The 25,525-nt window shown below is 36.7% G+C and carries 25 protein-coding genes and 1 pseudogene; 13 read left to right on the top strand and 13 right to left on the bottom strand.

What is annotated here, in order from left to right:
• Positions 1-62 precede the first annotated feature (62 nt).
• The 4 genes from MUW56_RS06375 to MUW56_RS06390 form a co-directional block, all read right to left on the bottom strand.
• The gene (locus MUW56_RS06375; RefSeq protein ID WP_292012409.1) at positions 63-1,340 is read right to left on the bottom strand and encodes a chloride channel protein; all 1,278 of its coding nucleotides are present in this window, start codon (positions 1,338-1,340) and stop codon (positions 63-65) included.
• 2 nt (positions 1,341-1,342) lie between these two features.
• Positions 1,343-1,729, bottom strand: coding sequence for a DUF423 domain-containing protein (locus MUW56_RS06380; RefSeq protein WP_292012410.1), 387 nt, complete (start codon positions 1,727-1,729; stop codon positions 1,343-1,345).
• Between the two features lies 1 nt (position 1,730).
• Positions 1,731-2,819 (bottom strand): hypothetical protein, encoded by a 1,089-nt coding sequence (locus tag MUW56_RS06385; RefSeq protein WP_292012411.1) that lies wholly within the window; start codon positions 2,817-2,819, stop codon positions 1,731-1,733.
• A 166-nt stretch (positions 2,820-2,985) separates the two neighbouring features.
• The gene (locus tag MUW56_RS06390) at positions 2,986-4,314 is read right to left on the bottom strand and encodes a hydroxymethylglutaryl-CoA reductase, degradative (RefSeq protein ID WP_292012412.1); all 1,329 of its coding nucleotides are present in this window, start codon (positions 4,312-4,314) and stop codon (positions 2,986-2,988) included.
• A 156-nt stretch (positions 4,315-4,470) separates the two neighbouring features.
• Between MUW56_RS06390 and MUW56_RS06395 the strand changes: the two genes are divergently transcribed.
• The 3 genes from MUW56_RS06395 (at position 4,471) to MUW56_RS06405 (ending at position 7,005) form a co-directional block, all read left to right on the top strand.
• The gene (locus MUW56_RS06395) at positions 4,471-5,730 is read left to right on the top strand and encodes a putative DNA modification/repair radical SAM protein (RefSeq protein ID WP_292012413.1); all 1,260 of its coding nucleotides are present in this window, start codon (positions 4,471-4,473) and stop codon (positions 5,728-5,730) included.
• Position 5,731: 1 nt separating this feature from the next.
• Positions 5,732-6,160 (top strand): hypothetical protein, encoded by a 429-nt coding sequence (locus MUW56_RS06400; protein ID WP_292012414.1) that lies wholly within the window; start codon positions 5,732-5,734, stop codon positions 6,158-6,160.
• 83 nt (positions 6,161-6,243) lie between these two features.
• Positions 6,244-7,005: a TIGR03915 family putative DNA repair protein gene (locus MUW56_RS06405; protein ID WP_367118500.1), complete on the top strand. Its 762-nt coding sequence runs from the start codon at positions 6,244-6,246 to the stop codon at positions 7,003-7,005.
• A gap of 323 nt (positions 7,006-7,328) precedes the next feature.
• Here the strand turns inward: MUW56_RS06405 and MUW56_RS06410 are convergent, their stop codons facing one another.
• The gene (locus MUW56_RS06410; RefSeq protein WP_292012415.1) at positions 7,329-8,129 is read right to left on the bottom strand and encodes a DNA alkylation repair protein; all 801 of its coding nucleotides are present in this window, start codon (positions 8,127-8,129) and stop codon (positions 7,329-7,331) included.
• Positions 8,126-8,764, bottom strand: coding sequence for a peroxiredoxin-like family protein (locus MUW56_RS06415; protein ID WP_292012416.1), 639 nt, complete (start codon positions 8,762-8,764; stop codon positions 8,126-8,128). The genes MUW56_RS06410 and MUW56_RS06415 overlap by 4 nt, the downstream gene beginning before the upstream one ends.
• 98 nt (positions 8,765-8,862) lie before the next feature.
• Here MUW56_RS06415 and MUW56_RS06420 point away from each other — a divergent pair.
• The 4 genes and pseudogenes from MUW56_RS06420 (at position 8,863) to gap (ending at position 12,275) form a co-directional block, all read left to right on the top strand.
• Positions 8,863-9,204, top strand: a pseudogene (locus tag MUW56_RS06420) (winged helix-turn-helix transcriptional regulator).
• A gap of 85 nt (positions 9,205-9,289) precedes the next feature.
• Complete coding sequence (locus tag MUW56_RS06425; protein WP_292012417.1) at positions 9,290-10,168, top strand: DUF4846 domain-containing protein; 879 nt, start codon at positions 9,290-9,292, stop codon at positions 10,166-10,168.
• A gap of 83 nt (positions 10,169-10,251) precedes the next feature.
• Positions 10,252-11,238 carry a 6-phosphofructokinase gene (gene pfkA, locus MUW56_RS06430; RefSeq protein WP_292012418.1) on the top strand — a complete coding sequence of 329 codons (987 nt, stop codon included), beginning with the start codon at positions 10,252-10,254 and terminating at the stop codon, positions 11,236-11,238.
• 32 nt (positions 11,239-11,270) lie between these two features.
• Positions 11,271-12,275 (top strand): type I glyceraldehyde-3-phosphate dehydrogenase, encoded by a 1,005-nt coding sequence (gene gap / locus MUW56_RS06435; protein ID WP_076354623.1) that lies wholly within the window; start codon positions 11,271-11,273, stop codon positions 12,273-12,275.
• Positions 12,276-12,513: 238 nt separating this feature from the next.
• Here gap and MUW56_RS06440 read toward each other — a convergent pair whose 3' ends face one another.
• Positions 12,514-12,876 (bottom strand): hypothetical protein, encoded by a 363-nt coding sequence (locus MUW56_RS06440; protein ID WP_292012419.1) that lies wholly within the window; start codon positions 12,874-12,876, stop codon positions 12,514-12,516.
• A gap of 273 nt (positions 12,877-13,149) precedes the next feature.
• Here MUW56_RS06440 and MUW56_RS06445 point away from each other — a divergent pair, with 273 nt between their 5' ends.
• The 5 genes from MUW56_RS06445 (at position 13,150) to MUW56_RS06465 (ending at position 19,630) form a co-directional block, all read left to right on the top strand.
• Complete coding sequence (locus MUW56_RS06445) at positions 13,150-13,947, top strand: response regulator transcription factor (protein ID WP_292012420.1); 798 nt, start codon at positions 13,150-13,152, stop codon at positions 13,945-13,947.
• A 68-nt stretch (positions 13,948-14,015) separates the two neighbouring features.
• Positions 14,016-15,212 (top strand): oxygenase MpaB family protein, encoded by a 1,197-nt coding sequence (locus MUW56_RS06450; RefSeq protein WP_292012421.1) that lies wholly within the window; start codon positions 14,016-14,018, stop codon positions 15,210-15,212.
• Between the two features lie 361 nt (positions 15,213-15,573).
• Positions 15,574-16,575, top strand: a complete 1,002-nt coding sequence (recA, locus tag MUW56_RS06455) for a recombinase RecA (protein ID WP_292012422.1) — start codon at positions 15,574-15,576, stop codon at positions 16,573-16,575.
• Between the two features lie 220 nt (positions 16,576-16,795).
• Positions 16,796-18,688, top strand: a complete 1,893-nt coding sequence (htpG, locus tag MUW56_RS06460) for a molecular chaperone HtpG (RefSeq protein ID WP_292012423.1) — start codon at positions 16,796-16,798, stop codon at positions 18,686-18,688.
• A gap of 558 nt (positions 18,689-19,246) precedes the next feature.
• Positions 19,247-19,630, top strand: coding sequence for a helix-turn-helix transcriptional regulator (locus tag MUW56_RS06465; protein WP_292012424.1), 384 nt, complete (start codon positions 19,247-19,249; stop codon positions 19,628-19,630).
• A 132-nt stretch (positions 19,631-19,762) separates the two neighbouring features.
• On the opposite strand, the gene MUW56_RS06470 is transcribed toward MUW56_RS06465, so the two are convergent.
• On the bottom strand, positions 19,763-20,059 hold the full coding sequence (locus tag MUW56_RS06470; RefSeq protein WP_292012425.1) for an MGMT family protein: 297 nt from the start codon (positions 20,057-20,059) through the stop codon (positions 19,763-19,765).
• 87 nt (positions 20,060-20,146) lie between these two features.
• Here MUW56_RS06470 and MUW56_RS06475 point away from each other — a divergent pair, with 87 nt between their 5' ends.
• Positions 20,147-20,293 carry a hypothetical protein gene (locus tag MUW56_RS06475; protein ID WP_292012426.1) on the top strand — a complete coding sequence of 49 codons (147 nt, stop codon included), beginning with the start codon at positions 20,147-20,149 and terminating at the stop codon, positions 20,291-20,293.
• A 478-nt stretch (positions 20,294-20,771) separates the two neighbouring features.
• Here MUW56_RS06475 and MUW56_RS06480 read toward each other — a convergent pair whose 3' ends face one another.
• The 5 genes from MUW56_RS06480 to MUW56_RS06500 all read right to left on the bottom strand — a co-directional run bounded on the left by MUW56_RS06480 (position 20,772) and on the right by MUW56_RS06500 (position 25,442).
• Positions 20,772-21,746 carry a deoxyhypusine synthase family protein gene (locus tag MUW56_RS06480; protein WP_292012427.1) on the bottom strand — a complete coding sequence of 325 codons (975 nt, stop codon included), beginning with the start codon at positions 21,744-21,746 and terminating at the stop codon, positions 20,772-20,774.
• Between the two features lie 869 nt (positions 21,747-22,615).
• On the bottom strand, positions 22,616-22,996 hold the full coding sequence (locus MUW56_RS06485; RefSeq protein WP_292012428.1) for a GreA/GreB family elongation factor: 381 nt from the start codon (positions 22,994-22,996) through the stop codon (positions 22,616-22,618).
• Between the two features lie 295 nt (positions 22,997-23,291).
• Positions 23,292-23,936: a hypothetical protein gene (locus MUW56_RS06490; protein WP_292012429.1), complete on the bottom strand. Its 645-nt coding sequence runs from the start codon at positions 23,934-23,936 to the stop codon at positions 23,292-23,294.
• 48 nt (positions 23,937-23,984) lie between these two features.
• Positions 23,985-24,377: an alternative ribosome rescue aminoacyl-tRNA hydrolase ArfB gene (gene arfB / locus MUW56_RS06495; protein WP_292012430.1), complete on the bottom strand. Its 393-nt coding sequence runs from the start codon at positions 24,375-24,377 to the stop codon at positions 23,985-23,987.
• Positions 24,378-24,413: 36 nt separating this feature from the next.
• Positions 24,414-25,442: an AMP-binding protein gene (locus MUW56_RS06500; RefSeq protein ID WP_292012431.1), complete on the bottom strand. Its 1,029-nt coding sequence runs from the start codon at positions 25,440-25,442 to the stop codon at positions 24,414-24,416.
• Between the last annotated feature and the right edge of the window lie 83 nt (positions 25,443-25,525).

A 25,525-nucleotide genomic window follows, 5' to 3' on the forward strand; every position in this document is an offset into this window, starting at 1 on the left:
TTTATTGACTTAAAATTTAAAGTCTGGCTGACTTGATTTTTAACATATCTTCCTATTTTCCCCTATTCTTCCGCTAATTTCTCAGACTGAGATCCGATAAACGGAATTTTCGGCGCCAGGAAATATCCGGTAAGGCTGGCAAATAATATCGGTACAAAATACGTAAATCCGGTAAGTGTTCCTAAGATAATCGTAGTACTCATCGGGGTTCTCGTCACACAGGCATTGATTGCCGCCATACAGCTTACAATTGCTAATGTGGTATCTACACCGGGAAATAAATTATGGATAATTAATCCTAATGTTGTTCCTACAAAAAACAAGGGAATAATAAAACCTCCTCTCCATCCGGAAGTTACGGTAATCGCAATAGCCAATATCTTAAAAACAAGAATTAAGATCAGAAAGTTCAGTCCGAAATTGCCACCAATCAGCTGATTGATCTCGTTATGTCCAAAGTATCTTGTAATGGGGAAATTATAAGCAATGATTCCCAAAATAATTCCTCCTGCCAATGTTTTAATATAAATCGGAAATTGTCTGTATTCAAAAACTTTTTTGAAAAATTTGACTACAAAAATGAAGATCCAGCCAAATAAAGTTCCTGCAATTCCAAAAGCAGTAGCATAGGCAAAGTCATATACTCCTGTATAATGATAGGCTTTCAGATCCCAGGTTGCCCCGATTCCCAAATGGATAATCAAAGCAAACATCAGATAACTGAAACAGCTTGCTACCAATGCAGGGATGATCGCCTTATAATATTCCACTGCATGTTTATGATGCAGAATTTCCAGCGAGAAAAGGCTTCCGCCCAATGGAGCGCCAAATAATGCTGTAAAACCGGAAGCCATCCCGGCAATACTCAAAGACCTCAGCTCTTCTCCTTTCAGTCTGAAAATTTTTCCCAGCCAGGTTCCCGTAGATCCCGTTACCTGTACCAAAGGTGCTTCCGGACCTAAACTTCCCCCCGAAGCTACACAAAACAGGGATGAAAGGATCATGGAAGGGTTATTCTTCGGGTCCAGTTTTCCTTTATTGAATCTGATGTTATTAACAATCAGATGAATTTCTCCCGGATCACCGATAAAGTGAATGACCAGTCCTGCCAAAAGGCCGCAGACTGCCATCGTTGGAATTACCTGCCAGCCTTGAAATCCAGCTAAGAATTCCGTGAAATATTCCAGTACGATCCAGTATCCTCCGGCAATGATGCCGCCTACAAGACCTGTAACCGCCCACATGAAAAAAGTACGGCTGAATACAAACGGATTAAACCTGATAGGTTGATCTAAGAGATTGAATGTGCGTATTAACCGTCTTCTTCTGTTGATTTTCATTCTTACATTCTATTTTTGGCAAAATAAAAAATCAGCATTCCCCAGCTTAAGATCATCATCAGACCTCCAAGCGGAGTGACAGGGCCTAAGAATTTAAGATTCATGCCTAAATAATCCTGCATACTCAGGAAATAGATGCTCACTGAGAACAACAATGTTCCTGCAATCATTAAAATGGAGGTCCATTTTTCTGCAGACGTTTCAAATTTTAAGATATACCCGATGATCAGCAGGAAAAACGCTGCATACATCTGGTATCTTACGCCTGTTTCAAAACTTTCCAGTCTTTCCACAGCTAATATTTTCTTTAAAGCATGAGCTCCGAATGCACCCAGGATTACAGATATCATTCCGTAAACCGCTCCAAAAACTAAAGTAATTGTTTTCATTTTATAACGCTTCTAATTCTAGGGTTAAATATTTTTTTGTTTTATCATCCTGCCAGGTTCCGGAGATTTTGTTTCTGTCCATCTCTGCTTCTACAAAAGCTCTTGGAATCCACTTTTGCAGCTTTTCATCATAATAATCATTTTCCGTAATGGAGATTTGATTATTTTTAATTTTTCCATCCCACTGGATCAGCTTTTTGCTTTTATCATACCAGTAGAATGCCGTAAAGGAATGATCTCCGTTACGTCTCTCATCATCATAAAGCCGTTTGATCATAACCGTTATCGGATATTTTCCATCAATTTTTCCTTTGTACAGCTTATTCCTGAAACTTGTTTTTTCTAGTTTTTCAGACCCGTTCAATAAATTTCTTGCATACGGACTCCAATATTTCTCCAGCTCTTTGTAAGGGAACTCAATCACATGGCTATCCAGCTCATCCAGCGCTCTCATCGCATGATTGGCACATCTTCCTGCAATAAATCTCAGTTTATCCTTCCCGAAATAATATCCGATATCTTCTAAAGGATATTCCGTAAAGCATCCTTCATAGATGGCAATCTGATCCAAGACCTCTTCCGAAGGGTTTTTATCCGCTTTTAGCTGGGTAAGAAAATCATCAATTTCTTTCTTTACTCTTTTCTGAATTAAGCCTTCCACTGTTTTAACGGCAGCCGGCTGAAAAAGATCCTGTGCATTGATAAAGTTTCCTGTTCTCAGGTCAAAATTCTTCCAGATTAAAAAACTTTCAGGATAAGCTCCGGAAGCTTCTCCATCCATTGCAATGCTCAAAATATTTTTAGGAGTTTCCAGTTTCTCCCAACGATAAAAATAAAGATAGTTTGAATAGGTATTCGTTGCTGTAGAAGCCAGTTTAAAAGGATTTCCGCCTGATCCCGGAACATATTCCAGTTGATCAACCTGCAGAAATGTATTGATCTTATTTTCAACCAATGGATGTTCTGCATAAGAAACAACAGGAAAAACAGTATCTTCAGTTTTAGGCGGCAGATCGCTTATTTTTATATTTTTCTGCTGCGAAAAACTTAAACCGGAAATCATCAGGAAAAACAATAACTTCTTTTTCACGATTTCGATTTTAAATAGATTAAAATAAACTTGGCAACCAATGTAGAAATTCCAAGGATGATAAACATATTGGCAAATCTCTTGGAACTTCTAAAACCTTCCTGAGTCGTCTTTTTTAAAAACAATCCAAAGAGGAGAAATACAATGGGCAAAATGATCTGTAACATTAGTTTTCTCTCATTCTGTTAAACTCATTGATCACCTCATGATGGCTTACTGTTTTGTCTTTAAAATATGTAACAAAATGTTGTTTTTCTGCTTCTGTCGCTCCCAATTGGTTTAAGATATTCAATAAGTGCATTTTCATGTGTCCTTTCTGAATTCCTGTTGTAACTAAAGAGCGCAGCGCCCCGAAGTTCTGCGCCAATCCTGAAACCGCCAGAATACTCATCAGTTCCTGTGCAGAAGGTTTTCCTAACAATGCCAGAGAGAATTTTACCAAAGGGTGAAGATTCGTCAATCCTCCTACGACTCCTACAGAAATCGGAAGATCAATCCAGAATCTGAAAACACCGTTGTCTGTAGTACAGTGGGTCAGAGACCTGTATTGTCCGTCTCTTGCTGCATAGGCATGGGCACAGGCTTCTGTAGCTCTGAAGTCATTTCCTGTTGCGATCACTACAGCATCTACTCCATTCATCACTCCTTTATTATGTGTGGTGGCACGGTAGGGTTCAATTTCTGCAATGGTAACAGCCTGCTTAAATTTGGAGGCAAATTCTTCCGGAGAAATTCCGCTGTCATCTTTTAAATCTTCCATTTTACAGGAAACCTCAGCTCTTACGATACAGTCCGGTGTAAAATTGGACAGGATATTCATCACGATCTGCAATGAACTTTTTTCTTCCTGTGTGAAATCTTCGCTGGTAGCCACTTCCTGTCTTAATGTTTTTCCAAACTGCTCAAGACATGAGTTGATAAAGTTCGCCCCCATTGAATCTACCGTATCAAAGCTTGCTTTCAACTGGTAGTAATTAGGCATTTCTGCTGTTTTATCAACCAGGCTGATATTTAAAATACCTCCACCACGTTTTCTCATGTTGGCTGTAATATCTTCTGTGGCTTCGAATAATTTTTTCTTTAAGCTGAAATTAAAGAAATGTAATAGTTTGTGAGGTTCTACATTAAAAATAAAGTGGGTATGCCCCAGTTTTTCAGTATTGATAATGGTTGTTTTAAAGCCTCCTTTGTCGATCCAGAATTTTGCGGCTTTGGAAGCTGCAGCTACTACTGAACTTTCTTCAACGGCCATTGGAAGTGCCAATAGTTTTCCGTCGATCAGAAAGTTCGGAGCAATTCCGTAAGGCATATAGAAATTGGAAATGGTATTTTCAGAAAATTCTTCGTGAAGCTTCTGAAGATCTGCATCATCATTCCAATATTGTTTTAATATATTTTGATATTCCTGGTTTCCTTCAAGATATTCGTTTACGAGCCATTCGATTTTCCCCTGCTTTGGAAGCTTGGAAAAACCTTCGATTGGTTTATGATTCATGATATAAACTTTAATGAGCCGTAAATATAATGATTTTGAGACTCTTTTTTGTTGATAACTTCTATGAAAAAATATTGACTTTTATCAATTTTGGAACTAAATTTGACCAGTATTTAAATAATAACCCGATACAAATCATATCACCCATTTAAAAATATGAATTTTGACCGGCTTAAAGAAAAGCTTGAAATCCTTGCCGATGCAGCGAAATATGATGTTTCCTGCTCCTCCAGCGGAGGCACGCGAAAAAATAAAAAAAGCGCTTTAGGAGACAGTTCCGCAAGCGGGATTTGTCATACCTATACTGAAGACGGACGATGTGTTTCCCTGCTCAAAATCTTATTGACCAATCATTGTATTTATGATTGTGCTTATTGTGTTTCCAGAAGTTCCAATGATATTAAAAGGGCTGCATTCACCGTTGAAGAAGTTGTGGACCTTACCATTAATTTTTACCGCAGAAATTATATCGAGGGATTATTTTTAAGTTCCGGAATTTTCAAAAATGCGGACACCACCATGGAGCGGCTGGTAAGAGTGGCAAAAAAATTACGTCTGGAAGAAAACTTTAACGGTTATATTCACCTGAAATCTATTCCGGGCGCCAGTGATGAGCTGATGCAGGAAGCTGCGCTATATGCTGACCGGCTATCTGTAAACCTTGAAATTCCTACGGAAAGCGGGTTAAAATTATTGGCTCCCGAGAAAAACAGGCAGGATATGATCAGTCCGATGCGGTATATTCAGCAAGGAATCAGACAGTATGAAGATGAAAAGAAAATTTTAAAGAAAGTTCCCAAGTTTGCTCCGGCAGGACAATCTACCCAAATGATTGTAGGAGCTACCAATGAAAATGACCTGCAGATCATTAAGGTTGCGGACCATTTTTATAAAAATTTTAATCTTAAAAGAGTCTATTACTCCGGCTATGTTCCTGTATTGGAAGACAAGAGATTGCCTTCACTGGCAACAGAAGTTCCGATGTTGCGTGAAAACAGGCTGTATCAATCCGACTGGCTGATGAGATTTTATGGTTTTAAAGCAGAAGAAATCTTGGATCCCGGCCTTCCGTTTCTTGATCTGGAAGTAGACCCAAAAATGAGCTGGGCATTGCGGCATTTGGATCAGTTTCCGGTGAATATCCAGACTGCCGATTACCAGATGATTTTAAGAATTCCTGGAATCGGAGTGAAATCAGCACAGAAAATTGTCAGTGCAAGACGTTTTCAGGTTTTAAATATGGACCACCTGAAAAAATTAGGAGCAGCCGTTAACCGAGCCAAATATTTTATTGATTTTAATGCAGGAAACGCTTATCTGAGATATTTGACAGATAAAAACTTTAGAAAATTACTGGTGGGCGGAAGTTCATCCAAATTTCACAACCAGTTTTCTCAGCAGTTGAGTTTATTTTAATATGAAAAACAAAAAAAATATATTCTACGATAACCAATGGAAAAGAGACTTAGAAAAGGAAGCTTCAAAATTTTCTCAACTGTTTATGTCTAATTCCAAATGGGTAAAACTGATTGATAAACTTGTTGAAAACAATCATATTATTCAAAAAATTTTCTTCAAAAAAATTCAAAATGAAAATAGGGGTGAATTATACTTGGCAGATGATCCATCTTTTGGATTTGAATATTGGCATTCAGGATTTGAACTCAACAATTCTTTGGGGCAGCCTTTAGCATTTAATGAAATAGAATATCTTTCTTTTCCAAAAATTATAGCCCATAATACGACTCAGAATCTGCAAAAAATTTCAGAAATTATACAGTCTGCCGGTGAGTTTTATCTTGAGTCTGATGAAGATGAACTGAAATTAATTTGTTATAAAAAATAGAAGTGAGAGATTCTTTGTCAGAAATCGAAGATTCGACATAGTCAGCGACAAAAATAACTCAATTATTACATTTTCAAAATTAAATGATGACAACCCTGGTTTACGACGGAAGTTTTGACGGCCTTTTCACTGCGGTATTTGAAGTTTTCGAATACCGTTACAAAGACGTGGAGATGGCAAGCAGGGAAAGATTTTACCAGGAAAATATTTTTGCAGAAATCCATGAAGTCATTACCCAAACAGAAAAATCCGAAAGGGTTTTAAACAAATTAGAACAAAACATTGGTAAAAAAGGGATTCATCAATTGCTGAAAGTTTTTTTATCGGAAAATCCCGAAAGTGAAAAATTGATCTTAGATGCAGTCAGGCAATCCATCCAGTATCCGGAAGATAATATCCTGGAAAATTTTGCAGATCCGGATATTTTAAAAATTTCAAAAATCGGCAAATCTGTAGACCGGGAAAGACACAGAATGACGGCTTTTGTCCGCTTTGAAAAAATGCAGGATGGTGTTTATTTTGCCAAAATAGATCCTGACTTTAATGTTCTTCCGCTGATCAGAAAACATTTTCATGACCGGTATCAGGATCAGAAATGGATGATCTACGATCTGCGGAGAAACTATGGACTTATTTATGATCTGGAAAGCTGTGACTTCTTCTATCCTGATGAAAAACCGGACTTCAGTAATTATCAACAGAAATTCCATGATGAGGAAAAAAACTATCAGGTACTCTGGCAAAGATATTTTACCAAAACCAATATCGTTGAACGAAAAAATATGAAACTCCATATTCAGCATGTCCCGAAAAGATATTGGAAGTATCTGACTGAAAAATGGTAGCCCGAAATTCCATATTGTGGATAACTTTTTATTTCAACGAAAAAAGAGGTCATTTCAACCGCCTTGTTAAATCATATTTTTTAATCTATTCATTATGTGTCAGATATAATTCACATTAATTTAAAATTCATATTGTGGATAACTTTTTCCTGTTAACAAATAGTTAACATTGAAACAGTTTCAATGTTATTTTTCTTTAAAAATTTGAATAAATCAGGCTATTCCCAGAAAAAAGTGTTTGAAAAAATTCATTTAAAAGTATGAATATCTGAGGTATAGGTAATCAAGAATTTCATCACCCAATATTTCGTTGTGGATAACTCTTACTTTTTAATCGTTCGCAGCGCTTTTTTAACGATATACCGGGTTTCTTTTGTCGGGCTTTCCCGAATCCATTCATCACAGATTTCCACTACAAATTCGGGCTGTGATTTGCTCGCATCATTCAGCCAATTCCCGACACTATCCTGTACATACCTCGATGCGTCTGAACGTAATGGTTCTAAAATGTCCAGCCCTGATCCCGGATTTTGTTTTAAAGCGTCGATATGTTCACACCAAACTCCTCTCGGCCTGGTGGATTCACTGGCAAAGCGTCTGACATACTCATTTTCATGCTGAGCCCATTCTGATAGTATGGATAAGCTTTCTGTAAGATTTTTTGAGATATCAGGACGCACTGCCATCCAGCAGATTTCCCTTACTCCAAAATGGGAATCAGAAGCAAATGACTGTATTTTGTTTAATTTATCCTTAAGCTCCAGTCTATTGTTTCTTCCAATGGTATAAGCGGACCAACAGCGGACCAGATCTGCCGGATGGGATGAAAGTTCCGATAAAAATTCTTCATCATGGTTTTTAACAGCCTGATTAAGGAGTTCAAGCCCAATTGCTTCGTTGATCGTATTAACGGTTTGCTTTTTCAGTTGGGCCAGACTTTTTAAAACCGGGTTCAAATATACTGTCCGGTTATTCTGCTGAAGCAGATTTTCCAGCAACAGTCTTTGATCTACTGCCAGCCACTCCGTAAGATTAGCCGTTTCAATATCTCCCCGGTTGAGTTGTTCTAAAATATCCTGAGGAATATCTTTAATAGAGCGTGCTCCTTTTCTTTTCTCTGTCATAATGCTTGTATTAAATCTTCTACATCTACCTGATTCATGTAATTTACATCTAAAAATTTATATCTGACCTTCCTATTTTCATCAATGACAAAAACAGCAGGAACCGGCAATGTATTTTCTGTATTCTTATTAAACTTCAAAAGATCAATACCTAAATTTTGATAATGCAGAAGTACAAAATCCTGAAGCTGAAAAACAATTCCCAATTTTTGTGCAAATCCGTTATCTGCATCTGTCAGCACTTCAAATTCAAGATTATTTTTCTCTGCCATCATTGATGAATACTCCGGTCCTTCCGGAGAAACTGCCACTAAGGTGATATTCTTGTTTCTTAACCTGGATAGATTGTCCTGTAAATATTTAAGTTCTAAATTACAGTAAGGACACCAACTGCCCCGGTAAAAAGCAATCATCATCTTGCCGTTCTTAAGGATTTCATCGGAAGATATTTGCTGCCCAAATATATTCGGAAGAGAGAACGCCGGTATCTGTTCACCTATCTGAATACTGTTCTCTTCAATCCCTTTTGTCTTTACCTCTTCAATAGACTGTTCAAATGCCTCCGCCATTGCCTTGGGCAGTTGTGAAAACAATTCTTTATTCAGCTGTTCAATCTGTGTTGCGAGCCTGTTCATTATTTTTTTTAAATTATTATTTTTACAAAGGTCTAAAAGCGTTTATCAATTAGCAATACCGCATATTTTTCACCCATAGGGATAAAAAAGTCAATTTTATGGAAACAAAGGGAAAAACTGAAGAAAATAAAATCTGTCCGTTAGAAGTAGCGGTAAATACCATCAGTGGAAAATGGAAAATTCCAATTGTATGGCAAATCAATGAAGGGAAAAAACGTCCAAGTGAATTTCTCCGCGGTATTGCAAAAGTTGACAGAAGAGTTCTCAATCAACAGCTCAGTGAAATGGTAGAATCCGGTATCTTAACAAAGTAATCTTTTAATGAGCTTCCCCCAAGAGTTGAATACACTCTTACGGAACTGGGAGAAAAATTAGTAAAAATCCTCTGGCAGCTGAATGACTGGGGAAAACTTTTAATTCCGGAAAAAGAAAAGGTGTAAAGCAGGTTCTAAATCTTCCAGATTCTCAGAATCTTTATTGGTAAATAAGTGAAAAAAAAATGATATTTGTGTTCACTAAAAACGCATGAAAAAAATTATAACGGTAATCACCGCTCTTCTAATTCTCACAAGCTGTACGAAAGAAAAATTATCAGACCGTTTATTGGCTGAGCCTGATCATAATGAACATTTAAATTCAGAAAATTCTTTAAAAATTCATAAAGATAAAAACACCATCCGGGAAAGATTTTCTCCACCGGAAGGCTATGAATGGATTGAAGAAAAGCCTAATTCTTTTGGGTCTTTTATTGAAAATTTTAAGCTGAAACCTTATGACAGTCAGATTATGAAATATGACGGAACTCCTATCTCTACACAACATCTTCATGAGGCGGTTTTTGATATCGATACAGGAAATAAGGATCTGCAGCAATGCGCTGATGCTGTTATCCGCCTGAGAGCGGAATATTTATATGCAGTCAAAAAGTATGACGAGATTCAATTCCATTTTACAAGTGGAGACCTGTTCAGCTGGCGTGATTATAAAAATGGAACAAGAGCTTTCGTCAGCGGTAACTCCGTCAGCTTCAGAAAAACCGCAGACGTTGATGATTCCTATCAGAATTTCAGAAATTACCTGGATCTCATCTTCAATTATGCGGGAACCATTTCCTTACATCAAGAGACAAAACCGGTACCCAGCAATTCGGATTTAAAAACCGGAGATATCGTGATTAGTCCGGGAAGTCCCGGGCATGTTGTATTTATCGCCGGCGTGTGCAAAAATAAGGAAGGAAAAAGGCTGTTTTTATTGGGCGAAGGATTCACTCCTGCCCAGTCTGTTCATCTGCTTTCCAATCCTTATGACAAAAATATTTCGCCATGGTATGATCTGGATGTTGATTCTCCGGAAACCAAAACGGCGCGATATATTTTTAAACCTACAAATTTTAGAAGCTTTTAATCATTTATATTCAAAACTATTAAAAAGTTACTGCTATAATCTGAACTTGTTTTTGTAAATTTGTGTTCGAAATTTTTTACTAGATGAAAGAGAGTGCTGTAAAAAAGATTGCAGTTCTTACTTCAGGAGGTGATTCTCCGGGTATGAATGCTGCATTAAGAGCGGTAGTAAGAACCGCCAATTACTATAATATCGAATGTTACGGAGTGAGAGAAGGCTACAACGGTCTTATCAATGCTGATTTCCTTAAAATGGGAGCCCGTTCCGTAAAAAATATAATTAACCAGGGTGGAACGATTCTAAAGTCTGCCAGATCTGCTGAATTCAGAACCCAAGAAGGCCGCCAGAAAGCTTATGACAATTGTGTAAAGCTTGGTATTGATGCATTGGTATGCATCGGTGGAGACGGAACTTTTACCGGGGCCAAAATCTTCAGTGAAGAATTCGGAATCAGAGTGATCGGTGTGCCGGGAACGATAGACAATGATATTTTCGGAACAGATAATACCATCGGATACGATACGGCCCTGAATACGGCTATGGAAGCTATCGATAAAATCCGTGATACGGCAACTTCTCACAACAGGGTTTTCTTTGTGGAGGTGATGGGTCGTGATGCAGGTTTTATTGCTTTAAACAGCGGATTGGCAACGGGTGCTTTAGACATCCTTATTCCTGAGAAAAAAGACAGTATGGATGATCTTTTTGCCAACTTTAGAAAAGCTGAAAAAACAGGAAAGGCATCCAGTATCGTAGTGGTAGCAGAAGGTGAGAAACTGGGAAGTATTTATGATATTGCCAACAGTACCAAAGAAGAGTTCCCAGAATACGATATCCGTATTGCTGTTTTGGGACATATCCAAAGAGGAGGTTCTCCAAGTTGTGCAGACAGAGTATTGGCAAGCAGACTTGGATATGGTGCAGTAGTAGGATTAATGGAAGGACAAAACAATGTAATGGCAGGAATGCGCTCCAATGATGTGGTGTATACTCCTATTGAAGAAGCCATTAAAAAACATAACGAAATCAACAAAGATCTGATGTTAATTTCAGAAATTTTAGCAATCTAATTATTTTTATAATCTAATAAAAACAAACTATTATGTCAACAATTAAAGTAGGTATCAACGGTTTTGGTAGAATTGGACGTCTTGTTTTCAGAGCAATGACTGAAAGAGACAACATTGAAGTGGTAGGAATCAATGACCTGATCAATGCAGAATACATGGCTTACATGTTAAAATATGACTCTGTACATGGTGTTTTCCCAGGTGAAGTTTCTGTAGAAGGAAATGATCTTGTCGTAAACGGAAAAAAAATCAGAGTAACTGCTGAAAAAGATCCTAACAACCTAAAATGGAATGAAATTGGAGCTGACTATATCGTAGAATCTACAGGTCTTTTCTTATCTAAAGACTCTGCTCAGGCCCACATCAATGCAGGTGCAAAAAAAGTAATTCTTTCTGCTCCTTCTAAGGATGATACTCCAATGTTCGTAATGGGTGTAAACCACAAGGAACTTACTGATGATATCAAAATTTTATCAAACGCTTCTTGTACTACCAACTGTTTAGCTCCTTTAGCTAAAGTAATCCACGATAAATTCGGAATCGTAGAAGGTTTAATGACAACTGTACATGCTACAACAGCTACTCAGAAAACAGTTGACGGTCCTTCAATGAAAGACTGGAGAGGTGGTAGAGCTGCTCTAAATAACATTATCCCTTCTTCTACAGGAGCTGCTAAAGCGGTAGGAAAAGTAATCCCTTCATTAAACGGAAAATTAACGGGTATGTCTTTCAGAGTACCTACTGTAGACGTTTCTGTAGTTGACCTTACGGTAAGATTAGAAAAAGCTACTTCTTACGATGAGATCTGTGCTGCGATCAAAGAAGCTTCTGAAGGTGAATTGAAAGGTATCTTAGGATATACTGAAGATGCAGTAGTTTCCCAGGACTTCGTAGGAGATAAGAGAACTTCTATCTTCGATAAGGACGCTGGTATCATGCTTTCTCCAAACTTCGTAAAACTTGTTTCTTGGTATGACAACGAAATGGGTTACTCTAACAAGTTAGTAGATATGCTTGTACACGCTGCTTCTTTATAATAAGTAATGAGTGATAAGCAATAAGTAATATAAAACCTTCCCGATGGGAAGGTTTTTTGATTACCTTATGTTTTAGTTCAAACTCAGTAATATTTTTAAAATATTTTATATCCTATTCCCATACCTAACCAAGGTTTACCTTTATAATTCCAGTTTTCTCCTTTTTAGATAATAAAAGATCTGTACCATAAGCAATAAGAAGAGAAAAATCCCTATAATGTAATCCTATTGCTACTCCTCAATTAAAAATAGGCACATCAACTTTCCATGTTTGCAAATGTTGCACACTATTCTTATCATCAATTGTTACTTTACCAAGTCCTACAATCACATTACTTGAAAAAGCAACATTATAAATTCTATAGTCCTTTTCATTTTTTAATTTCACATACTTTTTCCACCCAAACTTGTAGCCTGTATATATGCCAACATTAATATTTCCTTCAGCCATACCACCTCCAACATTATCATCTCTTTTATTTAAATATACTTTCAAAGGTAGGGTCATTGCTCCCAACTGAAAAGAATCAGCAAAAAAACTTAAATTTTCATTTTCATTAAGAAAAATCCAAAATTGATTCGTAGATAAAAATACTTTCAAATCATTACACATATTGCCTTGATCCCAAAAATACACAACCAACTTACCTTTCTCAGGAGAAATATTGGCATTTAGAAATTTCTTTTTCCAACCATATTGTTTTAATTTAGATACCGTTATAGGCTAATCATCGTCGAAAAACGAAACATTTTAGAAATTGAATTCCCATGGTCATTAGTTTTATTTAAAGCTACAACACTTTTATACCACACGAAATACCACAAAAGGGTGATTTTTTAACACAATTTTATTATTTTTAAGAAAACATTAACCATGAAAAAAATATACCTGACCCAAGCAAAAAGACAGCATCCTCTCCTCAAAGTCTGGAATGATTATCCTGAAATTCTTCAGAATGCCAACAGTATATTGCCCTACCCTTCTATTGAAAGTATTATAGGAGAAATGTTCGCTCCAGGTAAGTTTTACTACTATATCATTAATTTCGCAGACAGTACAATATGTAACCACCATGAAAACATCCTGACAATGCATGGATTGAATAAATATCCTGTACATCTGAAAGAAATCACAGATCTTATTCACCCGGACGATTTGGAATTTGTAATGGAAGCCGAAAGGATGTGTATAGAGAAAATGAAAGAAATTGATGGTTTTGACTATCAGCAGGAACTAAAAACAAGTTATTGCTTCAGAATGAGAACCTCAAAAGGAAACTATGAACTATTTCATCATCAGGCACTCCACACCCACAAGGATGAGCATGGCAGGTTGCTTCAAGCTGTTAATATTCACAGCAATATTGAACATATCACTCATCAAAATTCATATACCGTCTTAGTTTCCGGAATCAACGGGCGAGAAGATTTTCATCAGATGCAGTGGTTGAAACAGGACAAAATGTATGAATCCAAGCCTGTCATCTTTACCAAAAGAGAGGTTGAAATCATTAATTGTATTGCCAAAGGATATTCGGCGGGAAAAATTTCCGATTTGCTGAGTATTTCAGAAGAGACGGTACGTACACACAGGAAAAATATTTTAAAAAAATCTGATAGCAAAAATAGCTCTGAACTTATTAAAAAGGCTTTTGAATGGGGATATCTGTAGAATATCAATAGTAAGACTGACAAATCTCACCAGGGAATTTCGGTGCAAAACTTGTATTTTTATCTACAATGGAACGAACAATAGTACAACCCCGGTTTAAAGACTCACCTCATTTCATAAACTTCTGGGAAAGCGGCAATGGAAAACAGCTTATAGAATTTTCCGGTGCTTCAGTGAGTTTTAAGGAATTTGAAACGTTTTCTCCTTTCTTCTATCATGTAGATGAGGCTGGCGATGAGGTGGTAAAAGATGTTTATTATACTAAAAAATTCCATGAAGCTTCCAGGGAAATAGAACATTACATCCGAAATGGAGTTTCTGAAACAGATGCTGTTCCTGAAAGTGTAAAAAAACTGTTTACCCAAACCCAACAAATTCCTGAATGGCTTGATTATAATCTGCTTAAATGCGGAGCTGAACTCTGCATGAGAAGCAACCTGGATTCCCTGATTTCATTAAGAGACTACTGCCTGATAGGAGGTTACGACTATGCTTATCTTAATAAACCTCTTATCGCCACGGAAGCGTTGAAAAAAGGAGCTGTAAAACGCCTCTCAGAAACACTGGATTTTTGGGTGAACGTAACACGTTATCATGCACTGGAGCTTCATGCAAAAGGGTATGAGTTTGCTGTCAAGACCCGTTTGATCCATTCCTATGCAAGACTTTCCATAAAGAAACATTACAAAGGCTGGGATACTGAAAATTGGGGCGAGCCTATTAATTCCTGGGATATGATGGCAACCTATATTGGTTTCAGCCTGGTTTTTCTTCACAGTCTCAAAAAATTAGGCAATACTTTTTCTGCTGAAGAAGAATATGGGATCTTTCATCTCTGGAAATATGTAGGTTATTTATTGGGAATCCCGGAACAGCTTCTTCCTGATGACAAAAAGCAGGCTACTGAATTTTTTTATTTATGGACTTCCGTTCAGCCGCCTTCTGATAAAGACTCCATTCTTTTAGCTCATTCATTGTTGAATGAATCACTGGAAAATCCCATTTTAAAATTTGAATTTCAGAGGAAAAATCTCAGGTATCTCCATATCTGCTGTACCTGGTTCCTGCTGGATGACGAGGTTTGTAAAAGACTTCAGATTCCGGAGGTTTCCAATAAGAAACTGTTTCCAAAATCAAAAATACTCTTCAATACGATTTATGATAAACTGGTAAGCCGTGATGCCCGAATAAAAAGGGGAAACAAAGACCAGATGAAAGTGCTGGAAGATTATCTGAATATCACTAAAAATTCAAATTTTCATTAATCATTAAGAGGGATGAAGCGGGAAGCGGGATGCTGGAAATTTACTATTGGACGGCTATTATGACAGTTATAATAAAACTTAATTAAGATTAAAATATTGATAAAATTGAGTGCTTAATATCTTTCCGGCTTCAATAATTTCCTTCTTCCAGCCTTTCATCTTCCTTCCCTAATTATATCATCCTGTAAGAAACTTTGTTTTTTTAATTATTAACGGATACCCATTCTGCATCTGCTTCGTTATGAATAACATCAGTAACAAAATTTTATCATTTTTTAACTTTAAAAACAGGTTCCGGAGACAAATAATATTAGCTTTTGATGTTTAAATTATGTATTTTTGAGAAATTATTTTAATAGCGATGAGTAACATTGATGATAAGAAAAAAGCACTCGCATTAGTGCTTGACAAATTAGATAAAACATACGGAAAAGGAACGGTAATGACTTTGGGAGATGCTGCCGTAGACACTACAATAGAAGTAATTCCTTCCGGATCTTTAGGATTAGATATTGCATTAGGTGTAGGCGGATATCCAAGAGGAAGAATCATTGAAATATACGGGCCTGAATCTTCAGGTAAAACGACATTGACCCTTCACGCTATCGCTGAAGCTCAAAAAGCCGGTGGTATTGCTGCATTTATTGATGCTGAACATGCTTTCGACAGAACCTATGCAGCAAAATTAGGAATCGATTTGGAAAACCTGATTATTTCCCAGCCGGACAACGGGGAACAGGCATTGGAAATTGCCGATAACCTTATCCGTTCAGGAGCTATTGATATCGTAGTTATCGACTCTGTAGCGGCCCTTACTCCAAAAGCTGAAATTGAAGGTGAAATGGGAGATTCCAAAATGGGTCTTCATGCGAGATTGATGTCTCAGGCATTAAGAAAACTGACTGCGACTATTTCAAGAACGAAATGTACGGTAATTTTCATCAACCAGTTGAGAGAAAAAATTGGTGTTATGTTCGGAAACCCTGAAACAACAACCGGAGGTAATGCCCTTAAATTCTATGCTTCTGTAAGAATTGATATCAGAAAAGCAAGTGCGCCGATCAAACAAGGTGATGAAGCCATCGGAAGCCGTGTGAAAGTGAAAATTGTGAAAAACAAAGTAGCCCCACCTTTCAAACAGGCAGAATTTGATATCATGTATGGTGAAGGAGTTTCCAAAGTAGGAGAAATTCTTGATACCGCAGTAGATATGGGAATTGTGAAGAAAAGCGGCTCTTGGTTCAGCTATGAAGAAACTAAGCTGGGTCAGGGACGTGATGCAGTAAAAGATGTTTTAAAAGATAACCCGGATCTTTCTGAGGAATTGGAAAACAAGATCAAGGAAGAATTGAAAAACAAATAAGTTTTACAATATATTGTTTAAAGACAGCTTTCAGGCTGTCTTTTTTATTTATTTTTTCTAGCAGATCTCACAGCTTTAGCAACAGAAAAAATCACATGCAGCTCATCCAGATTCTATAGATATTTACAAACTTCTCCCCCACTGTCATTATGTCACATTCTTCTTCATGGTATTTTTTTTGAGAAGTACATTGAACAATTAAAATCTAAAATATAATATTATGACTAAAGGAAATATTAATGTATCGGTGGAAAATATTTTCCCACTTATTAAAAAATTTCTTTACAGTGACCACGAAATATTCCTGCGAGAACTGATCTCTAATGCAACGGATGCTACTTTGAAATTAAAGCATTTGACAAGCATAGGAGAAGCTAAGGTTGAGTATGGAAATCCGAAACTGGAAGTTAGTATTGATAAAGAACAGAAAACGTTACGCATCATTGACCAGGGTATCGGGATGACCGGTGAAGAAGTTGAAAAATATATCAACCAGGTAGCCTTCTCAGGAGCTGAAGAGTTCCTGGAAAAATATAAAGACTCTGCTAAAGATTCAGGGATTATCGGACACTTTGGTCTTGGGTTCTACTCTGCGTTTATGGTGGCTGAAAAGGTGGAAATTCTTACAAAGTCCTATAAAGATGAACCTGCCGTAAGATGGATCTGTGACGGAAGCCCTGAATTTACCCTTGAAGAAACAACAGATAAAACGGATAGAGGTACAGAAATCATTCTTCACATTGCAGAAGATTCTGTAGAGTTTTTAGAGGAAGGAAAAATCCGTGAACTGCTATTAAAGTACAATAAATTCATGCCTGTTCCAATCAAATTCGGAACAAAAACGCATACCTTACCATTACCGGAAGATGCTCCGGAAGATGCCGTTGCTGAAACTGAAGAAGTAGATAACATTATCAACAACCCTACTCCTGCATGGACTATCGCTCCTAGCGACCTTACGAATGAAGATTATATGAAGTTCTACCACGAGCTGTATCCAATGCAGTTTGAGGAGCCTCTATTCCACATTCACCTGAATGTTGATTATCCTTTCAACCTTACAGGAGTTTTATTCTTCCCTAAGTTAAGCAACAACTTAAATATTGAAAAGGATAAAATCCAGCTTTACCAAAACCAGGTATTTGTAACAGATGAAGTAAAAGGGATTGTACCGGATTTCTTAATGCTGCTGAGAGGGGTCATTGATTCTCCGGATATTCCGTTGAATGTTTCCCGTTCTTACCTTCAGGCGGACGGTGCGGTAAAGAAAATCTCTTCTTATATCACAAAAAAGGTAGGTGATAAAATGGTTTCCCTGATCAACGAAAACCGAGAAGATTATGAGAAAAAATGGAATGACATCAAAATTGTCATTGAATACGGAATCATTACAGAAGAGAAGTTTGCTGAAAAAGTAGACAAATTCACATTATATCCTACCACAGACGGAAAATACTTCCTATGGGATGAATTGGTAGATACCATCAAACCTGCACAAACCGATAAAGATAACAAACTGGTTATTCTGTACGCTACCAATGCTGATGAACAGCACAGCTACATCCAGTCTGCAAAAGATAAAGGATATGAGGTTCTTTTATTAGACTCGCCTATTATTCCACATGTTATCCAGAAACTGGAAACTTCAAAAGAAAACATTTCATTTGCAAGAGTAGATGCTGACCATATCAATAACCTGATCAAAAAAGATGAGCCGGTTATTTCTAAATTAAATGATACTGACAAGGAATCTTTAAAGAAAAACGTGGAAGAAGCTATCCAGGATCCAAAATTCACAGTTCAGCTTGAAGATCTTGACAGCAGCGATGCCCCATTTACAATTACTCAGCCTGAGTTTATGAGAAGAATGAAAGAAATGCAGGCAACAGGCGGAGGCGGTATGTTTGGAATGGGAGGCTTCCCGGAAATGTACAATCTGGTAGTCAACTCCAACAGTGAGCTTTCAAATCAGATTTTAAAAACAGAAAATACTGAAGAAAAAGAAAGCCTGATCAAACATGCGCTGGATCTTGCTAAACTTTCGCAAAACCTGCTGAAGGGAAAAGATCTTACAGATTTTATACAGAGAAGCTATAAGCAACTTGAAAAATAATTTATAAGAGACTGTTTCAAATGAAACAGTCTTTTTTTATATTATATTATTTTCTCCCGCAGCTCACACGGGTCTCACAGATAAATCCCATATTTTTACCACAAAATCACAAAAAATTTAAGCCCCTAAGTTTATAAAGCCAGTGTAGTCCTGTTGAAAAGATCATTTAAGTTTTTGAAAATTTGATTTTCAACTCATGTTTACTTGTATGCTCATAGTTTGGAACTTAAAATGACTAATTGTTTAAAACCTAAAAAAACCTGCGCTATCTGCTCAATCTGCGAGAAATTATTTTGTTGCTTAAACGCTGCCGCAAAGAAATTTAAAAGTGAGATGTTGTAAGAGCAAAGGTTTTATCTCCGGTAAAATTTAATACCACTAATTTTTCTGCTAATCTTGTTAGATTTACCGAAAGTCATCAACAATACACCTAGATCATGTTTAAATTTTAAGCCTTTTCATCTTTTTCTATTAGCATCTATTACTTTATTGCACATTTTTTCTATTTTTTATTGTATACATTATGTTTTTTCTCGATTTTTGTATAAAATGTCGGACATGCAAAAAGAAAAATTACGCGTCATCAGAAAGCAAAAAGGCTATACGCAACAGCAGATAGCTGATATCATTTCAACAGATGTATCCAACTACAGCAGAAAAGAAAGCGGCGATGTAAAAATAATACAGGAGGAATGGGACAAAATTGCCCGCTTTTTAGATGTTCCGGTAGAGGAAATTTATGAAGAAGAGGAAGCTAAAATAATTATCAATAATGAGCATCCGGTATTCAATGACCGTTCTGCAAACGCTATTAATAATCAATATAATTATGATAATATCCCGGGAAGCATCATTGAAAACCTGCAAGGGTATATTACGGTATTAAAAGAAGAAAACGAAAGGTTAAAGGAAGAATTAAAGAATCCGAAAACTAAAAGATAACACAGACTAAACTTTTGTCTACCTAAAGGCCATTCTTGTTGTTCAGCAACATGGAATGGCTTTTTTGTATACAATGTAAAAAAGTACTAATGCATTGATGACAGGTGAAGTGTACAGCTGCTCTGAACTCAATTACAACTCATCTATCGGATCCCAAAACAATTTCTTGAAATTTTTTATTCTGAGATTTTCAATGGTAATGCCTTCTGCTTCAAGCTTGGGCTGAAATTCCGGTACGGACAGCACACCAGAACTTGAAATCACCCGGTGAGCGGGAACATCGGCCGGACAGCCTCCCATTGCTTTTCCTACATGGCGTGAATGATTCGGATACCCTACAGCTTTTGCTATGGCCCCATATGTAGAAACTCTGCCTTTGGGAATAAGCCTTGCCACTTCGTAAACCTGTTGTTTGAAAATTTCATCCATATCAATTAACTATTTTAGCGGACTGTCTTTTTTGCATCATTTTTGAACCCTTTTAGGCTCGATGATGTTTCATTAAAACATAAAGATATGAAAAAATCACTTTTCAGGCTGCTGAATGCCGTTAATAAAAAGGTTCTTCCGAAATTGAGCAAGAAAGATCCTAACCGATTAACTAAGATTGAAAAGGGAATTCTGGCATATCGTTATTTTGTGTTAGTGAATTCGCTGGATTGATCATTTTATTTTCCCACAGATGACACAGATTTTCACAGATGTTTGTGGAGAATTTTTGGAAAACGCAAAGGCGCAAGTTTTCTAACCTGCATGCAGCTTTAAGACGCAAGGATTTTATCTTCGATAAAATTGTATAGTGCATAGTTTATTTAATCTTACGCAAATTTTACAGATTACTCAGATAGTATAAAAATCTGTGTGATCTGTGTGATCTGCGAGAAACTATATACCACTTATTTGAACCGTTAAGATTATTTAAGTTTTAAAGAATATTAAGGGAAATAGCTAAAGCTATTTTATTGAGCTGCACGCTTTATTTTTCATCAAAGATGAAACTTAATTATACAATCTTCATTTTTCTTAATGGTTTAAATAGTTTTTAGTTTTCAAAACAAATCTATTTCTAAATCCTAAAATAAAAAAGCGCTTCAAATAAATTGAAGCGCTGATATTGTAATCGCTTTTGAGAATTTTATTCTTAAGCGTTTTCTAAGATGTAAGAGAACATCAATGGTGCACAGATGGTAGCATCACTTTCAACGATAAATTTCGGTGTTGTGATATCCAGTTTACCCCAAGTAATTTTCTCATTGGGAACAGCTCCTGAATAAGAACCATAAGACGTAGTAGAATCAGAGATCTGGCAGAAATAAGACCAGAAAGGAATGTCATGCATTTCCATATCCTGGTACAGCATTGGAACTACACAGATAGGGAAATCTCCTGCGATACCTCCTCCGATCTGGAAGAATCCAACTCCTTTTCCACCTGAGTTTTTAGTATACCAATCTGCAAGGTAAGTCATATATTCGATTCCTGATTTCATAGTAGAAGGCTGAAGCTCTCCTTTGATACAGTAAGAAGCGAAAATATTACCCATAGTAGAATCTTCCCATCCCGGAACTACGATTGGCAGGTTTGCTTCTGCAGCGGCAATCATCCAAGAATTTTCTCTAGGAATTTCATAATACTGCTCCAAAACTCCTGAAAGGATCATTTTGTACATATATTCGTGTGGGAAGTATCTTTCTCCTTTAGCTTCTGCATCTTTCCATATTTCAACGATATGTTTCTGTAATCTTCTGAATGCTTCTTCTTCAGGGATACAGGTATCTGTAACTCTGTTCAACCCTCTTTCCAATAGATCCCATTCTTCCTGCGGCGTAAGATCTCTGTAATGAGGAACTCTTTCGTAGTGAGAGTGAGCCACAAGGTTCATAAGATCTTCTTCAAGGTTAGCTCCAGTACATGAGATAAAATCTACTTTGCCCTGACGAATCATTTCTGCAAGAATTTTACCTAACTCTGCAGTAGACATAGCTCCTGCTAAAGTGATCATCATTTTTCCACCCTCTTTAAGGTGTGCTACATATCCCTTTGAAGCATCTACCAACGCTGCCGCATTGAAATGCAGGTAGTATTTCTCTATAAATTCAGAAATTGGTTTGTTCATTTTTTTAATTTTTGCAAAGATAAAACTTAAAAACGGAATGGGGCCCACACACATGAAGAAAGTATCATAGACAGGTCTTTTTTTATCATTTGTTAAATAGCAGGGATGAAGTGAAACTAAAGTAAGATGGAGATGCTTACATTTTACCTCCCGCAAATTATGCGGATTTGCAGAGGTTTGGGCTGTAATTTATTGGTAAACGCAAAGGTGCAAAGAAAATTTGAATACGATACCGCTTTTAAGCCGCAAGAAAATCAAAGATTTTCAGTAATAAGCAACACATTCAATGTAACAGCACTCAATTTTATCGGAGATAAAATCTTTGCGCCTTAAAGCTGCATGAATGTCAGAAAACTTGCGCCTTTGCGTCTAACCAATTAAAAGTTATTACCAAAAGCCTACAGCTTCATGAATCCAATATGCAGTATTCAATTTTAGAGATAAAATCTTTGCGCCTTAAAGCTGCATGCAGGTTAGAAAATTTGCGCCTTTGCGTCTAACCAATTAAAAGTTATTGCCAAAAGCCTACAGCTTCATGAATCCAATATACAGTATTCAATTTCAGAGATAAAATCTTTGCGCCTTAAAGCTGCATGCAGGTTAGAAAATTTGCGCCTTTGCGTCTAACCAATTAAAAGTTATTGCCAAAAGCCTACAGCTTCATGAATCCAATACACAGTATTCAATTTCAGAGATAAAATCTTTGCGCCTTAAAGCAACATGCAGGTTAGAAAATTTGCGCCTTTGCGTCTAACCACCCCCAACTTACCATATTCATTTTATCTGAGATCAATGTAAAACAAAAGTGTGGCCCGGATTGAGCCACACTTTCATTATCATTTAACTTAATAACATTCAACAAAGACCTGCTATCCTTCCCAGGCTTCCACTTTCATGATCTCAATTTTTCTGTCTCCATCCCTGAAAGGCCAGTCGATAACATCTCCCACTTTATATCCTACTACTGCCAGGGCAATATCTGATAGGATTGAATGTTTATTCTTTTTAAGTTTTGCTTGAGTAGAAGGCACAAAAATATATTCATGTTCAAAGTCCAGGGTATGGTCTTTTAACGTTACTTTTCTGTTAACCGTTACGATATCAGCAGGGAGATCTCTCCTCAATACCTGCTTGGCCTTCCTCAATTCTTCCGTAAGCCTCTGTTCTTCCTGAATACTTACTTTTTTTCTTCTCAATGTATCTTTGATAGCATCATAAATTCCTGTGGTAACAATAATATGATTGGACATTTTTTTCAATTTTAAATTAAAGTACAGTAACTTTCCAACGATCCAATGTAGAATGCAGACGTACCTGCCGCCTTCTCTGGATAGAAAACTGCAAAAAGAATAAATAAAAATCCGGATAATCTCCCTGTCTTGGATCCTGACAGGGCTTACTTGATAAAGTCCTTGGAACTTTTCAGAAAAGAGTCTGTATGTAAATACAATAATGACAACAACAATCCTGATTGCCGGCGTATAGCAGATAAAAAGATTGATGTTGTCATTATATTGTTGTTTTAATTTCTAACAAATATAAAACTTAAAAATGGAATGTGGCGGCTGCACTTAGAGAAATTCTTGTCAGGCCTTCTTTTTCATTATCTCCAAATTCATAGGTTCTTCCATCAATCTTCATTTTATTCAGCGTACCTGCGGTAACTCCCAGTTTCGGGCCTATCATAAAATTTTTAGAAAGAGCGTACTGATATCCGAATCCCGCATCCAGGCCAAGATTGGAACCGGTGCCTTTTACAGTTCCTGTTTTTGTGGTATAAGAAATCACTCCCAGCGCTACGTCAAAAAATAATTTATGTTTTGTCGGCTCATTATAGTTGGAATACAGTATTGCAGGCCCAAAAAAGGTAATATTGTCTTTCGTACTTACCGGAACAGAAACCGTATTCCCATAATAATCGCTTCCGGATATCCATCCGTTGCTGGATGCATTGAAGTTGGAAAACTTCACTCCCAGCCCAATATTTCTCAGATGATAGTAAGCAGAAATGTCAAAATGAACTCCATTTTTTAATTCTTTCACATAATCTTTCTCCTGTTTTGAAAGCCCTGGAGGTGTCTCAGCTACCCTCCATGCATATCCTACAGACGGGATGATGGAAAATTTTTGCTGGGCAAAAGAAAGTAAAGAACTCGAAACAGCTCCTAATAGCATTAGTTTTTTTATCATGATTTTAAAGTTTCCGGCAAAAATAAGATTTTCCGGGAAAGAAACCCTTTAAAATTTGAATCGTCTGTTTTCTTTTTTATCCGAAAGCTTTTTCTTATTATCCAATCTTTTCTGCTTTTGGCCTTTTGAAGGTTTTGTCGCAGTTCTTTTCTTAGGGATAATAAGGGCTTTATTAACGGTTTCTATTATTTTTTCAATTGCCTTATTTTTATTCATCAGCTGGGTTCTGCTTTCAGAAACCGTTAAAAATAAAATTCCTTCCGAATTGATTCTGTTTTTCAGCTTATGCTGAATCAGTGTTTTTTCATCATCATTGAAAAATTCAGTGGCGGCCACTTCCCAAAGCACCGTAACCGCTGTTTCCACTTTATTTACGTTTTGCCCTCCGGCGCCACTGCTTCTGGAAGTTTTAAAACGGAGTTCTTTTGAAAAGTCTTTCATGTTGTTAGATTTTGAGAGCCAAGAGCCGGGATATCATTAAATATTTTCATTAATGAGTTTATGTAATTCTAATCTGTTCACTTTTCCATTGGGAGTTCGTGGAATCTCATTAATGAACATAATTTCTTTAGGTTTATGAAAGTTTTTTTCAAATCGTATTTCTGAAATTTTCTTTACGATATCTTCTTCCTGGTCCCCTTCTATAATCAATATCAGTTTCTGACCCAAACTTTCATCTTTTATGCCTAAAAATACAGCTTCGTTGGGAACTACTTTTTTTACTAATGCTTCAAGGGTTTCAGGAAAAATTTTTGCTCCGCCCGAATTGATCACGTTGTCTATTCGCCCCATAAACCGGAATTGTTTATTATTTTTAATTTCAACTAAATCATTAGTTTTCAACACTTCAGCATTCACGGCAGGAGCAAATAGAGTTAAACACTCTCTTTCATCCAAAGAGATGGAAACATTTTCAAAAGCAGTGAAATATTCTTCCGGTTCTGGCATAAGCTGTCTCAAAGCAATATGAGACAGTGTTTCAGACATTCCATAGGTTTCAAAAATACGGTTGGAAGGATCAAGGTTCATCTGAAGAATTTTATTTTTCAGGCTTTCTGAAACTGCAGCTCCGCCAATGATCAGGTTTTTGATCAAATGAAGCTTTTCCAATGAGTTTTCTACCTGAATAGGGGTCATCGCACAAAAATCTATTTCTTCTTCTAAATTTTCAACAGGTTGTAAAGAAGGCTCTGCAATAATGAGTTTTAATTTTCTCTGCCAGGAACGCACAACCATCATTTTTCCCGAAATATACTCTACCGGCAGACACAGCAGTGCAGTATTCCCTTCGTGCAACCCCAAAAAATTGCAGGTCATCACCGCAGAATTGATCATCCGTTTTTTTTCAATCTCAAAAATTTTAGGAGTTCCGGTAGAGCCTGAAGTCTGAACCTTTACGGTACTTCCCTCAGACAGCCATTCTTCTAAAAATATTTTTATTTTTTTTTCAAATTCCGTATCGAATGATAAATTATTAATATTGAGATTCTTGAAGTCTATCAGCATGTTTTCTGTAAATAAAATCTACAGTAAATTTAAAAAAAATTTCAAAAAGTTCTTGTAAGTAAAGAAAAAAGCTGTAAATTTGC

This window comes from Chryseobacterium sp. (assembly GCF_022869225.1).
GTDB lineage: Bacteria > Bacteroidota > Bacteroidia > Flavobacteriales > Weeksellaceae > Chryseobacterium.